Here is a 14,609-nt window from a genome sequence, read left to right as displayed (position 1 = left end):
CAAATAGCGCCGTCTATCTATCATCGCACATCAATCCCCCTCGATCTCGCGCTCGTCTCTTTGAGCTAGATCAAAGGTTGAGCAATCTGCTTAGCAATACTTGGTGGAGTTTATCGCCTGCTGCGACATTCATGATTTGCCACGGGTGTCGGAGCGTTGACCTTTTGTCGCTAGGAGAGCCGTCATGAAGGCAAGCGCTGCCGTGAGGAAGGAAGCAGAAACTGGCGATTGCTGGAGCGGCTTCCGGCCAGGTGACTGGCAAAATTCAATCAATGTACGTGACTTCATCATTCGGAACGTAACTCCCTATAGTGGGAACGAAGACTTTCTGGTCGGACCATCGCAGCGCACCAAGGCTGTTTGGGCAAAGCTCCAGCCTTACTTTGCGGAAGAGAGAAAGAAGGGCGTGCTGGCGGTTGACGCGCAGTCTCCCTCCACGATGCTGGCGCACAAGCCCGGCTATATCGATCGCGACAACGAGATCATTGTCGGTCTACAAACCGATCAGCCGTTCAAGCGCGCGATTTTCCCATTCGGCGGGCTGCGCATGGTTGAAGCTGGGCTGAAGGCCGCGGGATTTGAGCCGGATCCGGCTGTGCACGAGACTTTTACGAAGTATCGCAAGTGCCACAACGACGGTGTGTTCGACGCCTACACGCCCGAAATCATGAATTGCCGGCGCTCGGGTATCATCACCGGACTTCCCGATGCCTATGGTCGCGGCCGCATCATCGGCGATTATCGCCGCGTCGCGCTCTACGGCGTCGATCGGCTGCTTGAGGAAAAACGCGCTGAGCGAGCGCAGATCGATGACATGTGGCCGACCGACGAGATCATCCGGCAGCGCGAAGAGTTGTCGGAACAGATGCGAGCCCTCGAAGATCTCGCCGCGATGGCGAAACTTTACGGTCTCGATATATCGAAGCCGGCTGAAAACGCGCAGCAGGCCTTCCAATGGACTTACCTGGCGTATCTTGGCGCCATCAAGGAGGCGAACGGGGCGGCAATGTCCATTGGCCGCATCTCAAGCTTCCTGGATATCTATATCGAGCGTGATCTAAAGGCCGGAGTCCTTGATGAAGCCGGTGCGCAGGAGCTGTGGGATCAGCTCGTGCAGAAGCTCCGAATTGTCAGGTTCCTTCGCACGCCGGAATATGACGCGCTCTTCAGCGGCGATCCGTACTGGGCAACCGAATGCGTCGGCGGCATGGATCTCGACGGGCGAGCTTTGGTGACGAAGAGCAGCTATCGCATGCTGCACACGCTCTACAACCTTGGTCCTGCGCCCGAGCCGAACATCACGGTGCTTTGGTCCAACCACATGCCGGAGCCGTTCAAGCGGTATTGCGTGAGGGTCAGCAAAGATACGTCATCGTTGCAGTACGAAAATGATGATCTGATGCGGCCGTTCTGGGGAGATGACTACGGAATTGCCTGCTGTGTCTCAGCAATGCGGCTTGGAAAGCAGATGCAGTTCTTCGGCGCGCGCGTCAATCTCGCCAAGGCGCTGCTCTATGCGATCAATGGCGGACGCGACGAAGTGAGCGGCGACCAGGTCGCCCCGCGCACATCACCGGTCACCGGCGATTTCCTCGATTATGATGACGTGATGTCAAAGTTCGACACCACCATGGAATGGCTGGCGCGGACTTATGTGCATGCGATGAACTGCATCCACTACATGCACGACAAGTACTTCTATGAGCGCCTGGAAATGGCGCTTCATGATCGTGACATTCTACGGACAATGGCCTTCGGAATTGCCGGATTGTCAGTGGTCGCTGACAGCCTGGCCGCCATGAAATACGGCAAGATCCGCGTCACCCGAGATGCGACAGGACTGATCGTCGATTACCAGGACGAAGGCAACAAGGCGACACCGCAGTTCGGCAACAACGACGACCGCGTCGATCAGATCGCGTCGGATATCGTCACCAGCTTCATGGAGAAGATCCGGAAGCATCCGACGTATCGCAACGCGACCCACACCCAGAGCGTGCTCACGATCACCTCGAACGTCGTCTACGGCAAAGCGACGGGCAATACGCCCGACGGCCGGCGGAAGGGCGAGCCGTTTGGTCCTGGAGCGAATCCCATGCACGGCCGCGATAGCCATGGCTGGCTCGCATCCTGCCTGTCCGTCGCAAAGCTTCCTTACAAGGATGCGCAGGACGGCATCAGCTATACCGTCTCGGTTGCGCCCCAAAAGGCGCACCTCTCTGAAGGACAGTTGCTCGATGAGGCGGTCAAGGCGTTCGACGTCTACTTCGATCGGGGAGGATTCCACATGAATCTGAACGTGATCGATAAGGAGACGCTCGAAGATGCGATAAAGAATCCCGACAAATATCCGCAACTCACCATTCGAGTTTCGGGATATGCCGTGAATTTCGTTCGCCTCACACCAGAACAACAGAGGGATGTCATCAGCCGCACTTTCCACGGCCAAATCTAACTGGTGCTGCAATGTCGACTGTGCAGGCGCTTGAGCCCGGAAGTCGCTACGACCTCCGAGCAGGCATTTCGCCCGACGCCCCGGATGAAGGGGACGTCAGGGACGAGGAGGGCGCATTCGGCTATTGCCATTCCTATGAAACATCATCTCGCTATGACGGGCCAGGGCTCCGCGTTGTCTTGTTCGTGTCGGGATGTCTCCTACGCTGCACGTATTGCCACAATCCGGATACCTGGCATCTCAAAGACGGCACCTATGTCTCTGCCAGTCACGTGCTTCGTCGCCTTGGTGATTTCGCCCCGGCGCTTCACGGTCTTGGTGGTGGGCTGACGATATCGGGAGGTGAGCCGATGGTGCAGCTCGCTTTTACCCGGCGCATATTCGCAGGCGCCAAGGACATGGGGCTTCATACGGCGATTGAGACCTCCGGATTCCTCGGTGACCGGGCAGACGAGTCGTATCTAGCGGCGATTGATCTGGTGCTGCTCGATATCAAGAGTTCGGATCCCGAGACCTACCGCCGGGTCACCGGTCGAGATCTTGCGCCCACACTGCGCTTTGCCGAGCGGCTGGCTTCTTTGAACAAGCCGGTTTGGGTCCGATTTACGCTCGTTCCGGGAGCAACCGACGATCCGGCGAATGTCGAAGGCATCGCCCGGTTGGTGGCGCCGATGAAGAATGTCGAGTGGGTTGAAGTGCAGCCGTTTCACCAGATGGGGGCCTTCAAGTGGAAGTCTCTGGGGCTTGAATACAAACTCGCCGACACTCCGCCCGCAAGCAAGGATCTGACCAAACGTGTCATCGGCCAGTTCCAGGCTGCGGGGTGTCGCGCGCGCTGAAGGAGAGATCATACGTCGGGGAGGAAGATATGTTGGACCTTGCTCGAGATATTATTGGCAGCCAACCGATATTGACGGCGTTTCTGGCAATCGGACTTGGATATCTCGTTGGTCAGATCAGCATCGGCGGCTTCTCTCTTGGTGTTGGTGCAGTTCTCTTCGTCGGACTGGCACTTGGTGCCTTTGCGCCCAAGGCGCAGATTATCGGACCGATTGGCCTGACCGGGCTGGTCATGTTTCTCTACGGGATCGGAATCCTCTACGGGCGTCAGTTCTTCGAGGGCATGGTAGGGGCCGGGCAGAAGTACAATCTGCTTGCGCTGGTCGCGTGTGTCGCGGGCCTGTTCGTCGCGCTTGGCTTGGGACACGTTTTCGGCATCAAGATCGGCCACACGCTCGGGATCTATGCCGGATCGATGACAAGCACGGCCACGCTCCAAGCAGCGCTGGACACTGTGAAGAACAAGGATCCATCGATCGGCTATTCGGTCGCTTATCCCTTCGGCGTCATCGGCCCCATCCTTTGCATCTACTTCATGACGCGCATCGTGAAACCGAAATTTCCGCCCAAGGCGCAACGTTTTCACATGGGAGAAATTTCGATCGGGGAACGCTTCTCAGGCCATCGGCTTGGTGATCTGACGAAGGACGAACTGCGCGATCTGCAGGTGACAATGATCCGAAAGGATAACCACAACTACGTGCCGACGCCCGACACCATCCTTTCCCCCGGCGATGCCGTACTGGTGGTGGCTGATCGCCAGGATGCAATCGCAAAAGCGGCAGCGCGGCTCGGAACGCTAGAGCCTGGTCGATTGGCAAGCGACAGAGCGGACCTCGATTACATCCGCGTCTTTGTCGGCAAAGCCGGCGTCGTCGGCATTCCACTTTCGCGTCTGCCTATGCCTTCAGGTTATCCAGCGCACATCCTGCATGTCCGTCGTTATGACGCCGACTTGGTCCCGACCGATGATCTCATGCTGGAATTCGGCGATAGGGTCGGTGTGCTGACACCTCCCGATAAGAAGGAGGAAATCCGCAAGCACTTTGGTGACAGTGTCAAAGCGACTGCGGAATTCAGCTATGTTTCGCTCGGATTAGGAATGGTGCTCGGCATTCTGCTTGGTCTCGTTCCAATTCCGATTCCCGGCGTGGGCGTCGTCACCCTCGGAATCGGCGGCGGGCCGCTGATCGTCGCTCTCATCCTCGGTAAGCTGCGGCGCACCGGACCGCTGCTGTGGACCATACCGTTGCCGGCTAACATCGTTTTGCGAAACTTTGGGCTTGCGATGTTCCTTGCGACCGTCGGCGTGAACGCCGGGCAGCCGTTCGTTCGGACTGTCACGGAAACGGGTCTGACGATGCTGTTTATCGGCGTCGCGGTGTTGTTGACGACGGTTCTTATCGTCCTGCTCGTCGGCCACTACGTGATGAAAATTCCCTACGATGATCTCGTGGGGGTCGCGTCAGGAGCGACAGGCAATCCCGCTATCCTCGTCTATTCCACCAAGATGGCCCCGACCGAGCGTCCCGACATCGGCTACGCCATGATCTTCCCGTCGATGACCATTGTGAAGGTTGTCGCGGTGCAGATTATCGGTCTACTGGCGATTGGTAGTAGTGCGGGGCAATGACGTGAAAGATGCTCCATTACACCGCATAGAGCCTCTGCCGCCCCAGGTCGTCGTCACCTTCGAGGCAATTATGCCTCCTGCGATGGCTCTCCGAGCCGAAGAGAGCGGAATAAGGCGGGCCGAACTGGACCCAATGGTCGCATTTGTCTTGAGCGTCCTGGCTGGGGCATTTGTCGCGTTCGGAGCCGTTTTTGCCACGACAGTTTCGGCAGGAGCGATCATAACCAGTGCTCCCGGCGGTGTTATAGAGTCCACGGCCTTTTTGCCTTATGGCGTTACCAGATTGATTATAGGACTGGCGTTCTGCGCCGGTATCATTGCCGTCATCATCGCCGGCGCGGAGCTCTTTACAGGCAACAATCTCATCGTGATGGCTTGGGCGAGTGGCAAGGTCGCGACACGAGCGCTTTTGTTCAACTGGACCCTGGTCTTTATCGGAAATTTTGCCGGAGCGTTTCTGATCGCGGGTCTTATGTATCTAAGCACCCAGTACACGTTCGGCGGTGGCGCTGTTGGGCTTGCCGCTTTGGCCACTGCAAATGCAAAATCATCTTTGTCTTTCGTGCCGGCCTTCACGCTCGGGATCCTATGCAATGCGCTTGTGTGCCTTGCGGTCTGGATGTGTTTCAGTGCCCGGACCAATATCGATCGGGTAGTAACCGCGCTTCCGCCGGTGGCTGCCTTTGCAGCCGCCGGATTTGAGCACTGCATTGCAAATATTTATTTCATTCCGATGGGATTGTTCATCAAAGCCGGCGCACCGGAAGCTTTCTGGAAATCCATCAACAAAACGCCGGCAGATTTTCCCGATCTGACCTGGATCAACTTTGCAAGCAATCTTATTCCCGTAACGCTTGGGAATATTGTTGGCGGCTCATTCATGGTCGCCGCGGCTTATTGGTTTGTCTATCTGCGTAAGCGCCCAACCGGGGAGTAGCGGAGCGGCGCGCATTGGCCAAAAGCAATGGAGTGATCGCCATGCCGATAAACTCAGCAACCTGGGAGCCCAACAAAGACATGCCTGTCGGGAAGGGCGCGACCGTCCAGCAGTTCTTTGCCAGCGTTGGGAAAGACCGTTTTGAAATCAATGTTGCTCCTTGGGGGGAGGGGCAGCTGACAGTCAACGGTTTGGAAATCGCGCGAACGGCTGAAGCAAAGGATCGGCGAGAGGCTTTCTCGAGTTTGAAGCAGGCTGCGGAGCAGTATTTGCGGGGTGAGCCGATCGGGCTAGCAATGAATGGAAAGCGGCGGCTAATTCCAGCGGTGAAGGCCAAGCTGCTCGAGGGGAAGAAGGGGCTTGTCGTCGGGATTGCGAACGAACAGTCGATCGCGTGGGGGTGTGCTGCCGCATTTCGCGCATTTGGCGCGGACCTTGCCGTTACTTACCTCAATGACAAAGCCAAGAAGCATGTCGAGCCCTTGGCGCGAGAGCTTGATTCAAAAATCGTGATGCCCCTCGACGTTCTTGTTCCGGGGCAAATGGAAGCTGTATTTGAGCGTATTGCGAAGGAGTGGGGAAAGCTGGATTTCGTTGTTCACTCCATTGCCTTCTCACCGAAGGAAGCTTTGCATGGCCGTGTCGTCGACGTTCCTCTGCAGGGCTTCCTGACGACGATGCAGGTCTCGTGCTGGACATTCCTCCAGATGGCGCGATTGGCTGAGCCGTTGATGAAAAAGGGCGGAACGCTTTTTACCATGACGTATTACGGAAGCCAGACCGTCGTGAAGAACTACAACATTATGGGAGTGGCAAAGGCGGCTCTAGAGAGCGCTGTGCGGTATGTATCAGCGGAGCTCGGTCCAAAAGGAATTCGTGTGCATGCCATATCTCCAGGACCGCTCGCGACACGTGCCGCATCCGGCATTCCCGAGTTCGATAAATTGCTGGAAAAAGCCAAAGCTAAAGCGCCCACACGCAGCCTGGTAAAGATCGAGGATGTCGGTGTCGCCACGGCATTCCTTGCCCATGATGCCGCTCGGCTCATTACGGGAGATACGATTTACATCGACGGCGGCTATCACGTTGTCGATTAAAATGAATGCTGAGGGCCGTGTTTGATCTGTCGTCAGTTGCTCAAGACGTCGCCGCACCCGCATATGTCCCTGGAGGGACCATATAGAGCGTCATGGCGAATATGACATAGATGAAAACGAGGAGAACTCCGATGAACCATGCCGAGCGGCCGGTATTTGTAATGAAGGCCGCTATCACCGCAGCGATCAGCACCATTTTGACCGCGCCCGGCCAGAACTGCAGATCCATCGGATGGGGGCCGATGATATAGCTGAGAAGCACGAGAACCGGAGCCACGAAGAGAGCAATTTGCGAGGCGCTTCCCAGCGCGATGCTGACACTCATGTCGAGGCGGTTTTTACGCGCTGCGGAAAACGCCACTGCCATCTCCGCAGCAGCTCCCACAAGTGGAACAATGATGAACCCGATGAATGCGGGACCTATTCCCAATGTTTCTCCCGCTTTCTGTACTGAGCCGACGAATATCTCGCTGACAAGGGCGATCAATATCGTGACGGCAGCCAACACACCGATGGCGCCCCCAAACGGCCATGATACTTCGTCCTTCTCGCTGTGCGAGCCGCTTTCAAACAGCTCCTTGTGCGTCATGAGTGAGAAGAAGAGGCCTAATCCATACGTAACAATCAGCAGAATCGCGAGACCGGCGCTCAACGCTTGCGCCATCGTTTGACCTTTCGCCATATCGAGATCGGCCACGGCCGCGGGGGCGAGGAGGGCGATCGTGGCCATGAGCAGCAACGCGGAATACAGCTTACCCCCGGCGCGATTGTATTCCTGGATATGATATCGCATGCCGCCCAAAACGAACGACGCGCCTAGCATGAACAGCGAATTGGTCACGATGGCGCCCGCGATGGAGGCCTTCACCAACACGTATTCGCCAGCTTTCAACGCTGCAATGGCGATAATGAGTTCGGTCAAGTTCCCAAGGGTTGCGTTGAGCAATCCGCCAACTGCATCGCCTGTTCTCTCAGCAATGCTTTCGGTGGCTTCACCAAGAAGAGCGGCCAGAGGAATGATGGCTAAGATTGCTAGAATAAAGAGAACTGTGTGAGAGGAAGGCGAAATCTTCTCCGTTGCGAGTACCAACGGTACAAAGAGCAGCATCCAGAGCAGGGGCCTGTTTCGGATATCCTTGAACTGAGACATCTCGGTCTGCCTACTCCCACAACTGGTCGCGGCTCAGGATTGAGGCCACCAGGCACACTGATATTGATCTGCCTCAAGGCCTCTCGTTTCCCGTAAGGGCTATGGTCCGATAGCAGCATGTTTGTGAATAAGGCGCTTCGGCGCAGCCTGTCGTTTGGACCCTCGGCGATAAAACGGGAGGATTTAATGGCTGAGATTTCAAAGCTTTCTGTTGAGAAAGCGCTGGAAAAGATTCGCAGCAGCGACGAATTGAAATCAAAAGATGCGCGACAGAACGAAAAAATAGATGCGCTGGAAGAAGATATCAAACGTATGAGAGCGCAAAGGCTGCGGCTTGATCAACGAAAGCGCGAGCGAGATTAACCTCCCAACCCAACCGATTAGCTGCATTTTGCGAGGCAAATACGTGTGGCCGTCTCGCAACGCGTTATCCACCGCTTCTTACGAGCTTCGCATCTGAATTTACTGAGTCTAGTCTGTTGATTGCAGCTTATGTGACTGGCCGAGCAATCTCTGTCTTTACACACTTTGCAATTGATGCCGGATTTTGTCGTTTGCGATTGAACCGGCGATGGCAATGAGGTGAGCAATAGAATGCAAGCTAACAGTATTCCAGTGTAGATGTGGGGCATCTGGCACTCCCTTGCTGGCGTAGCTTGCATAGGGCGACGTTCAGAGAGACGCGGTCAACTCGATCGCCGAGCTTGAATCGAGTCACCAAGAGCCAAATAAGGAGCGATGTCTCCTTGATCTATCTCAAGTGCGTTGCAAGGGAAGCTCGGAGGCGATCTACGAGTGTTGTAGAAGGGACGATACATGCACGTCATTTCCTCCGACAGTTGCACGCTCCCGGACGTTCTCATCCAGTTCGGCCCAAAGTGGGGTGTAGCCTTGACTCATCTCAGGCCAATTGACGCCGCGCATGCCTACCATTGCCGGACGTAAACCGCTCGAGGCGCATAATGGAAAAGTTGCCTTATCTAGTCGCTGCACTCGCGATCACATCGCTCGCAACAACAACGAGGGCTGAGGTACTTCGTAGTGATAACAATCGGCCGACCGTCTGGGTATTTAAGGATGCTGACGCCCTCCGTCGTTTCAACAAGCTGAAGGCGAATGCGGCGGTCGAGGAGGTCGCGCTATTGACGACATGTAAGGCGCCGCAAGGCAGCAGGATAGAAGTTCGTGGCAGCGGACACCGAACCGCATTCGTCCGCGTCATTGGTGGCAGCGAAGATGGCTGTGAAGGAACAGTTCCCCTTGGATATGTTAAAAGTAATTAAATCCGGCAGGGAGAGATGCGTCTCTGTGGCAGCCGGCGGAATTCAGTGAGCGAGGGGACGAACATTCGTTGCTCGCGGCTACCATTCGTCATCATCATAGTCATCTTGCATTCGACGTTGCTCCAGAGCATCTCGCATCTCACGGAGAACGATCAGTGTCAGGAAGGCCATCCGTCGCTTCTGCTCGGGTGTCAACGTTTTATAGAGCGGATCCCAAGCATCTGCCAGCTTCTTTAGGTCGGCACCTCGCTGCGACAATGCAGCTGAGCGCCGGTTCAGAAACTCAATTGGATTCCGGTCGCGAATAATTTCGAGCACGCTGCGGTCGCCGAGAGCTGCCACACGCTCGGATATACGAGCTTGTCTGTTTCTTGCTCTGGATTGGATAGCATTCTCTATCGGGGGCCATAACTTCTCTTGCTCAGGACTGAGTTGCAACGTCGCCTTGAGGATGCCAATGCGCGCCTCGGTAAGAGTATTGAGATCTGTAGTGCTCAGCCGCTGGGAGTTTTGTCCTGGAAGGTCTTGGGCGTGGGCGAGCGGGAACATCGCCATCAGGAATGCAGTCGCGGCAATAGCTACTGTCTTACGCATTGCGACCTCCCATTGTTATGCATATGAAGGTTAGCGAAGTCAGAGGCGTCTCGATTGATCCTGATCAATACCAGCAGCAGAACCTGTTTCGGAAAATATGCAGATCAAACGGATAGATGAGCGGTCTGGCTTTCAAGCACAGGTAACATGCTGCGATGGGGGTTCCAGATCGCCCTGAGGCGAACCGACGTGCTGATCACAGCATGTTCAAAGATCGAAACCGGCATTCTAAGTGCAGATTTCTGGCTCAACGGATGTCCCACTTCAGACATCTGCTGTTCCAAGCCAGAGCTTAAGCCCGGCAAAGGTCACGCCGGACTCTTTTCCTCTGCAAAGGACGCCCCTTTCCACCGCAATACGCAGTTGAGTCTGTGGCAGGTCCGTGAGTGCCATTGATCCGCCAGGGAGGGATTCCACTGCGCTCGTCCTTCGCTTAAGTCTGGTTGTTGGCCGCAAGGCGCAAAAACTGTCGCTTCATACTATTAACCTTGGCGAGGTAGATCGCGACGAGGTGATCGCCGCAGCGCTCGCCAGCCATCAAGTGGAAGCCGCGGCGCGCGAAGGCTCGGGCTGGCCTGGCGCCGCAGAGATGGATGAACGCGGCAAGATCCTGCTTCTCCTGCGGGCTCGCAGTCATATGCGGTGCGTAGGCAAGAACCGCTGCGACATTGCGATCCAAATACGCCGTCGCGAGCTCGATGGCGTGGCTTGGCACCCCGCGGATATAGAGGCTGTTGAACCAGCAATCGGCATCCACGACGGCGTGCCGGCGGACGCAATAGCGGCTCGCTTCAGCGTAGGCCGCGTCGGTCATCTGATACAAGCCAACGGCGCTCGACGCGGGCTTGTACAGCCCGAAAGGATTCCAGGTCAGCCGCCAGCGCCAATAGGTGCGTGCCACCGGATTGCCTGTGCTCTCGATTTGCGCCAGGGCAGCGAGCAGTTCGGGCGGAATGGAGTGGGTAGAATATTTGCGGAAGAGGGGGCCGTATTGCCGCCAGGTTTCGCTTGGCACTTTGTCGAGCGCCGCGCCGACGAAAAACAGCAACTCGGTCGGCTTGCGAACCACCTGATAAGCGACGTTTATCAGCATTGCTGCGATGAGGATGGTCGCTACGACAAGAGCGATCCGAGGCGCCGTGGGGACAGCGGCCAGTCTCTGTCGTGCCCACGTGATGCCTCGCCAGCCGCGAGCGGAACGAAGCGACGTTCTCCAGCTCTGTCGGATTCGTTTTTTGCGGATGCCAGGTTTTTCGGAGGGCGACGAAGACACGGGGACGGTCAGCCTTGTTGTGCGCCGGTTGCCCTCAAGGAGCAGTCGCTATTTGAGTGGATCGGGCAGCTCGAGAATTGCTTGACCTGACGCCAGACCGCAACGAGGCGGGCCGCCTTAGATGGGCGCATCATTACAATTCTCTAATGTGAGGTGAGATCAATTGATTTACACGCGGATCGGTTGTACCCACACGCGCGAAGCGCCGCCTCTGTTACGCCATCACAGCTGATTACAGAAACATGGGAGACGGGGTTGGACTTCGTTAACCGTCAATCGATTGGTGCGCGATGAGCCGTTAACAGATTGATATTGCAGCGCAACTACAACGAATGGCTAGCTTGTGCGATAGTGAATTAACATTCAAGTTCTAAGGCAGCTCCGCTGGGCGCCTTGTTTCTGACCGTAAGTATTTATGTTAATTTTAATGCCCCACGCGCGGCGGACTCTTGGCCAGTGATGGGCCTGAGCCTATAGGCAGGAAGATGAAGAAGCATACTCACCAGGAAATTCTATCAAAGCTCGACCGAGCAGAAGAACTTACTCGGGCTGGCAAATCCCAGGTGGACATTTGCAAGGCTCTCGGCGTGAGCATTATGACCCTTCATCGTTGGCGGAAATTGCCTCTGGCCAAGCGTGAAGCGGTCGTTCCGCATGATCGTGCAGGTGACAACAAGGTTCCGGCCAACGTGCTGTCTGTGGACGAAATGCGTCGTGTGCTGGAGGAGCTTACGCTCGAGAATCAGCGACTTCGGAAGATTGTGACGGATCTTCTGCTTGAGAAAATGAGATTGGAGGAAACTGCCTCCGCCACCTTGCCTCGTCAATCAAGCGCGCAAGGCCTGCTCCAAGCTTTGCTTGGCCCCGGCAATTCCGGATAGCAGCTCGCAAGAAAATGTTCCCTAAGCTCCAGGGGAGCTGGCGAGGCCTGCAAGCGCAATACCTCACGGTTCGTTGTAACTGTTGTCGTTACGCTTGATATGATTCTCTTGCATCGTACGATTTGCTCTCGTCTTCATTCGACGTGACTTTAGAACTGCTGTTTTCAGGTCGGGTAAAAGCGTCTTCGATTGACGACTAAGCGAGCCCCCCCGAGAGTACAAGCGCGGCAGTGACGAAGAACGCCAAGGCGACCGCTCCGCTATTCCTTTCGTGCAGCCCATTCTACCGCATCTGCAAGTTGCCGGATTTCCTGGTCCGCCGCATCTCCCGGCACGAAACTTGCGACGGACTGACCAGTGGTAAAACAGCGCACAAACGCCGAACGACTGGCGATAGGGGGGGGCAACCATTTCACCGAACTCGCTCAACTCCTCAAGGAGTTGCCGCCCCTCAAGGGTGCGGCGGTCGAGCCTGTTGGGCACCAAGATAACCTTGATTTGGTCTCGCCGGCGTTCACGCGCCGCGTCGATGATCGCAAGCGTCTGCAGTGTCGCGTCGAGATCAAGGCCGGACGGGGTGCATGGAACCAGGATGAGGTTCGCCAAGGCGATCGATGCTCCCATTTCACGCGCATTGGGCGCAGTATCGATCACCACGAGGCCGGCTTGAATGTTGCGCACCTCCTGAGCCCATGCGGACACCGAGATCTGATCTAAAGCCATTTCGTAGACCGGAAATTCCAGATTGCCTGGCTCTGCCCATTGCGAGGCGGAGCGCTGAGCATCGCTGTCGACTAACACGACATCATTCCCGCGACGGGCGAGTTCGGCGGCAATACAAATCGCAATCGTGGTTTTTCCCACCCCGCCTTTTCGTTGGGTGACGGTGATCGTCCTGGGTAGAGGTCTAGGAAAGTTCATGCGAGTGTTGCGCTAACAAATATTCACATTGTCAAATATTATCATTTGCGAAGTATCTTCACAATTGACTTCTCTCGTTGCGTTTTCAGTCATTACTCTTGATAGTGTCTGATGCTTATGCATATCTCGTCGGCGAATTTCGAATAGCTCGGACGCCGGATTCAATCGGGCACCTGAAAAGGGTGGCCTGCGAACGAGATATCGATCTTCGTCAAGCGGCGTGCGTTCAAATGTGAGTCAATGTCATGTGAATCTAATCCTTGACTTAGATTGCGCTGCCATACTAACATTCGCATAACAAAAGAGCGGTGCGCTTAACATATAAGGCGGTGCATCGGATCAGCAGCGTGATCCCTTTGCTCTAGTTCACGATGTAGCACATTCAAGCCGCAGCGCTTTAGTCTCGATTGAGGCGTCTGCATATGCCGTGAATCTCGAGAAATCAGCCAGAGGTGTGCCGTGGCCGTTACCTACCTGACGAAAACTGAACTAGGTCATTTTCTACAACATAACGGAAACATAGAAGCGAGCGTTAGATCAGCGCTTCTCGACTCGCTTGAGCATAGCGGGGTTTTTCAGGATGGCAGTGAAGATGGTACGAGGGCATGGTTCGAGTCTGGGCCGTTTCACGGCGGGGCCGTCCCGCCGACCATCCAGATTCTGGACGTGTCCAAGTCGACCACCGTCGAAACCAATCCCAACCTGAAGGCGATCATCCTGGATGATCACAGCGCCAAACTGGATGTGACTGGTGGCCACAACGATGTGTTTGTTGCCGCAGGCCAGGGTTCCGACACCATCAACCTGTTCGACAGCGGCAATGACACGGTCTACGGCGGTGGCGGTAACGACGTGATCCACGGCGGAATCGGTAACGACTCGCTGGTCGGGGGCGCCGGCAATGACAGTATCTACGGCGGTGGCGGCCACGACACGTTGGACGGCGGCGCCGGCAACGACTTACTGGTCTCGGGCGAGGCTGCCAACGAAGGCTTTCCCACGCATGGTGGTGGTTCTCATGGGCATGGTGCCAGTACCGACATCACCGCGTCCCCGTTTCCTATCTCTGTATTTGGACCCAGCACGCTTTCGGGTGGTGCCGGCAACGATACATTGGTTGGCGCGCAGGGCGATGTTCTGCGGGGCGGGGCGGGCAACGATCAGTTCTGGCTCTATAGCGCCGGTTCACGGGATGCCAATTCTACGCTTCAGGGTGGAAGCGGCAACGATATCTTCCACATTCAGTCGCATGTCGGCAACGATACGATCATCGGTGGCAGCGGTAATGACACGGTCGACTTCGGAGATCGTTCGTTCTTTGATGTGACCAAGATTGATGTCGACAAGAGCACGTCGACCTACACCTTCCACTTCAGTGACAACCAGACAGTTGCAGTCAGTGGAGTTGAGAACCTTCACTTCACCGATCAGGACGTCACCTTGCCGAAGCCTTAATTCGGCTGCCAGTCATGGCAATTGTGAAAGTCCCGCTTTCAGCGGGACTTTTGCTCTCTTCTCTGCTGATGGCTTGAGAGGAGGTCTGTG

At 55.9% G+C, this 14,609-nt stretch carries 13 protein-coding genes; 9 read left to right on the top strand and 4 right to left on the bottom strand.

The window, feature by feature from the left end; all coding sequences use genetic code 11:
- The first annotated feature begins 184 nt into the window (after positions 1-184).
- The 5 genes from pflB (at position 185) to fabI (ending at position 6,962) form a co-directional block, all read left to right on the top strand.
- Positions 185-2,455 (top strand): formate C-acetyltransferase, encoded by a 2,271-nt coding sequence (gene pflB, locus ACZ5C3_RS16940; RefSeq protein WP_464031474.1) that lies wholly within the window; start codon positions 185-187, stop codon positions 2,453-2,455.
- A gap of 11 nt (positions 2,456-2,466) precedes the next feature.
- The gene (pflA, locus tag ACZ5C3_RS16935) at positions 2,467-3,294 is read left to right on the top strand and encodes a pyruvate formate-lyase-activating protein (protein WP_464031472.1); all 828 of its coding nucleotides are present in this window, start codon (positions 2,467-2,469) and stop codon (positions 3,292-3,294) included.
- A 29-nt stretch (positions 3,295-3,323) separates the two neighbouring features.
- Positions 3,324-4,928, top strand: coding sequence for an aspartate:alanine exchanger family transporter (locus ACZ5C3_RS16930; protein WP_464031470.1), 1,605 nt, complete (start codon positions 3,324-3,326; stop codon positions 4,926-4,928).
- Position 4,929: 1 nt separating this feature from the next.
- Positions 4,930-5,865 (top strand): formate/nitrite transporter family protein, encoded by a 936-nt coding sequence (locus ACZ5C3_RS16925; RefSeq protein ID WP_464044176.1) that lies wholly within the window; start codon positions 4,930-4,932, stop codon positions 5,863-5,865.
- Positions 5,866-6,161: 296 nt separating this feature from the next.
- The gene (gene fabI, locus ACZ5C3_RS16920) at positions 6,162-6,962 is read left to right on the top strand and encodes an enoyl-ACP reductase FabI (protein ID WP_464038359.1); all 801 of its coding nucleotides are present in this window, start codon (positions 6,162-6,164) and stop codon (positions 6,960-6,962) included.
- 40 nt (positions 6,963-7,002) lie between these two features.
- Here the strand turns inward: fabI and cax are convergent, their stop codons facing one another.
- Positions 7,003-8,112 (bottom strand): calcium/proton exchanger, encoded by a 1,110-nt coding sequence (gene cax, locus ACZ5C3_RS16915; protein ID WP_464031468.1) that lies wholly within the window; start codon positions 8,110-8,112, stop codon positions 7,003-7,005.
- 186 nt (positions 8,113-8,298) lie between these two features.
- On the opposite strand from cax, the gene ACZ5C3_RS16910 reads away from it, so the two are divergent.
- Positions 8,299-8,475, top strand: a complete 177-nt coding sequence (locus tag ACZ5C3_RS16910) for a hypothetical protein (RefSeq protein WP_464031467.1) — start codon at positions 8,299-8,301, stop codon at positions 8,473-8,475.
- A gap of 599 nt (positions 8,476-9,074) precedes the next feature.
- Entirely contained in the window at positions 9,075-9,395 is a 321-nt protein-coding gene (locus ACZ5C3_RS16905; protein WP_464031465.1) for a hypothetical protein, read from the top strand.
- A 78-nt stretch (positions 9,396-9,473) separates the two neighbouring features.
- Here ACZ5C3_RS16905 and ACZ5C3_RS16900 read toward each other — a convergent pair whose 3' ends face one another.
- Together ACZ5C3_RS16900 and ACZ5C3_RS16895 are read right to left on the bottom strand one after the other, a co-directional pair.
- Positions 9,474-9,989, bottom strand: coding sequence for a Spy/CpxP family protein refolding chaperone (locus ACZ5C3_RS16900; protein ID WP_464031463.1), 516 nt, complete (start codon positions 9,987-9,989; stop codon positions 9,474-9,476).
- A 433-nt stretch (positions 9,990-10,422) separates the two neighbouring features.
- Positions 10,423-11,082, bottom strand: coding sequence for a transglycosylase SLT domain-containing protein (locus tag ACZ5C3_RS16895; protein WP_464031461.1), 660 nt, complete (start codon positions 11,080-11,082; stop codon positions 10,423-10,425).
- 665 nt (positions 11,083-11,747) lie between these two features.
- On the opposite strand from ACZ5C3_RS16895, the gene ACZ5C3_RS16890 reads away from it, so the two are divergent.
- Entirely contained in the window at positions 11,748-12,143 is a 396-nt protein-coding gene (locus ACZ5C3_RS16890; protein WP_464031459.1) for a transposase, read from the top strand.
- Between the two features lie 63 nt (positions 12,144-12,206).
- Here ACZ5C3_RS16890 and ACZ5C3_RS16885 read toward each other — a convergent pair whose 3' ends face one another.
- Positions 12,207-13,007 carry a nucleotide-binding protein gene (locus ACZ5C3_RS16885; RefSeq protein WP_464044175.1) on the bottom strand — a complete coding sequence of 267 codons (801 nt, stop codon included), beginning with the start codon at positions 13,005-13,007 and terminating at the stop codon, positions 12,207-12,209.
- A gap of 723 nt (positions 13,008-13,730) precedes the next feature.
- On the opposite strand from ACZ5C3_RS16885, the gene ACZ5C3_RS16880 reads away from it, so the two are divergent.
- Complete coding sequence (locus ACZ5C3_RS16880) at positions 13,731-14,519, top strand: calcium-binding protein (RefSeq protein ID WP_464044174.1); 789 nt, start codon at positions 13,731-13,733, stop codon at positions 14,517-14,519.
- Positions 14,520-14,609: the final 90 nt, after the last annotated feature.

This window comes from Afipia dichlorophenoxyacetatis (genome assembly GCF_055386385.1).
This window is presented reverse-complemented; position numbering and strand designations above follow the sequence as displayed.

What these genes read in the sequence shown, in the direction of transcription:
- ACZ5C3_RS16900 (WP_464031463.1), bottom strand. Translation starts at nt 9,989, where the DNA reads ATGCGTAAGACAGTAGCTATTGCCGCGACTGCATTCCTGATGGCGATG.
- ACZ5C3_RS16910 (WP_464031467.1), top strand. Translation starts at nt 8,299, where the DNA reads ATGGCTGAGATTTCAAAGCTTTCTGTTGAGAAAGCGCTGGAAAAGATT.
- ACZ5C3_RS16890 (WP_464031459.1), top strand. Translation starts at nt 11,748, where the DNA reads ATGAAGAAGCATACTCACCAGGAAATTCTATCAAAGCTCGACCGAGCA.
- ACZ5C3_RS16930 (WP_464031470.1), top strand. Translation starts at nt 3,324, where the DNA reads ATGTTGGACCTTGCTCGAGATATTATTGGCAGCCAACCGATATTGACG.
- ACZ5C3_RS16895 (WP_464031461.1), bottom strand. Translation starts at nt 11,082, where the DNA reads ATGCTGATAAACGTCGCTTATCAGGTGGTTCGCAAGCCGACCGAGTTG.
- pflB (WP_464031474.1), top strand. Translation starts at nt 185, where the DNA reads ATGAAGGCAAGCGCTGCCGTGAGGAAGGAAGCAGAAACTGGCGATTGC.
- fabI (WP_464038359.1), top strand. Translation starts at nt 6,162, where the DNA reads ATGAATGGAAAGCGGCGGCTAATTCCAGCGGTGAAGGCCAAGCTGCTC.
- pflA (WP_464031472.1), top strand. Translation starts at nt 2,467, where the DNA reads ATGTCGACTGTGCAGGCGCTTGAGCCCGGAAGTCGCTACGACCTCCGA.
- ACZ5C3_RS16905 (WP_464031465.1), top strand. Translation starts at nt 9,075, where the DNA reads ATGGAAAAGTTGCCTTATCTAGTCGCTGCACTCGCGATCACATCGCTC.
- cax (WP_464031468.1), bottom strand. Translation starts at nt 8,112, where the DNA reads ATGTCTCAGTTCAAGGATATCCGAAACAGGCCCCTGCTCTGGATGCTG.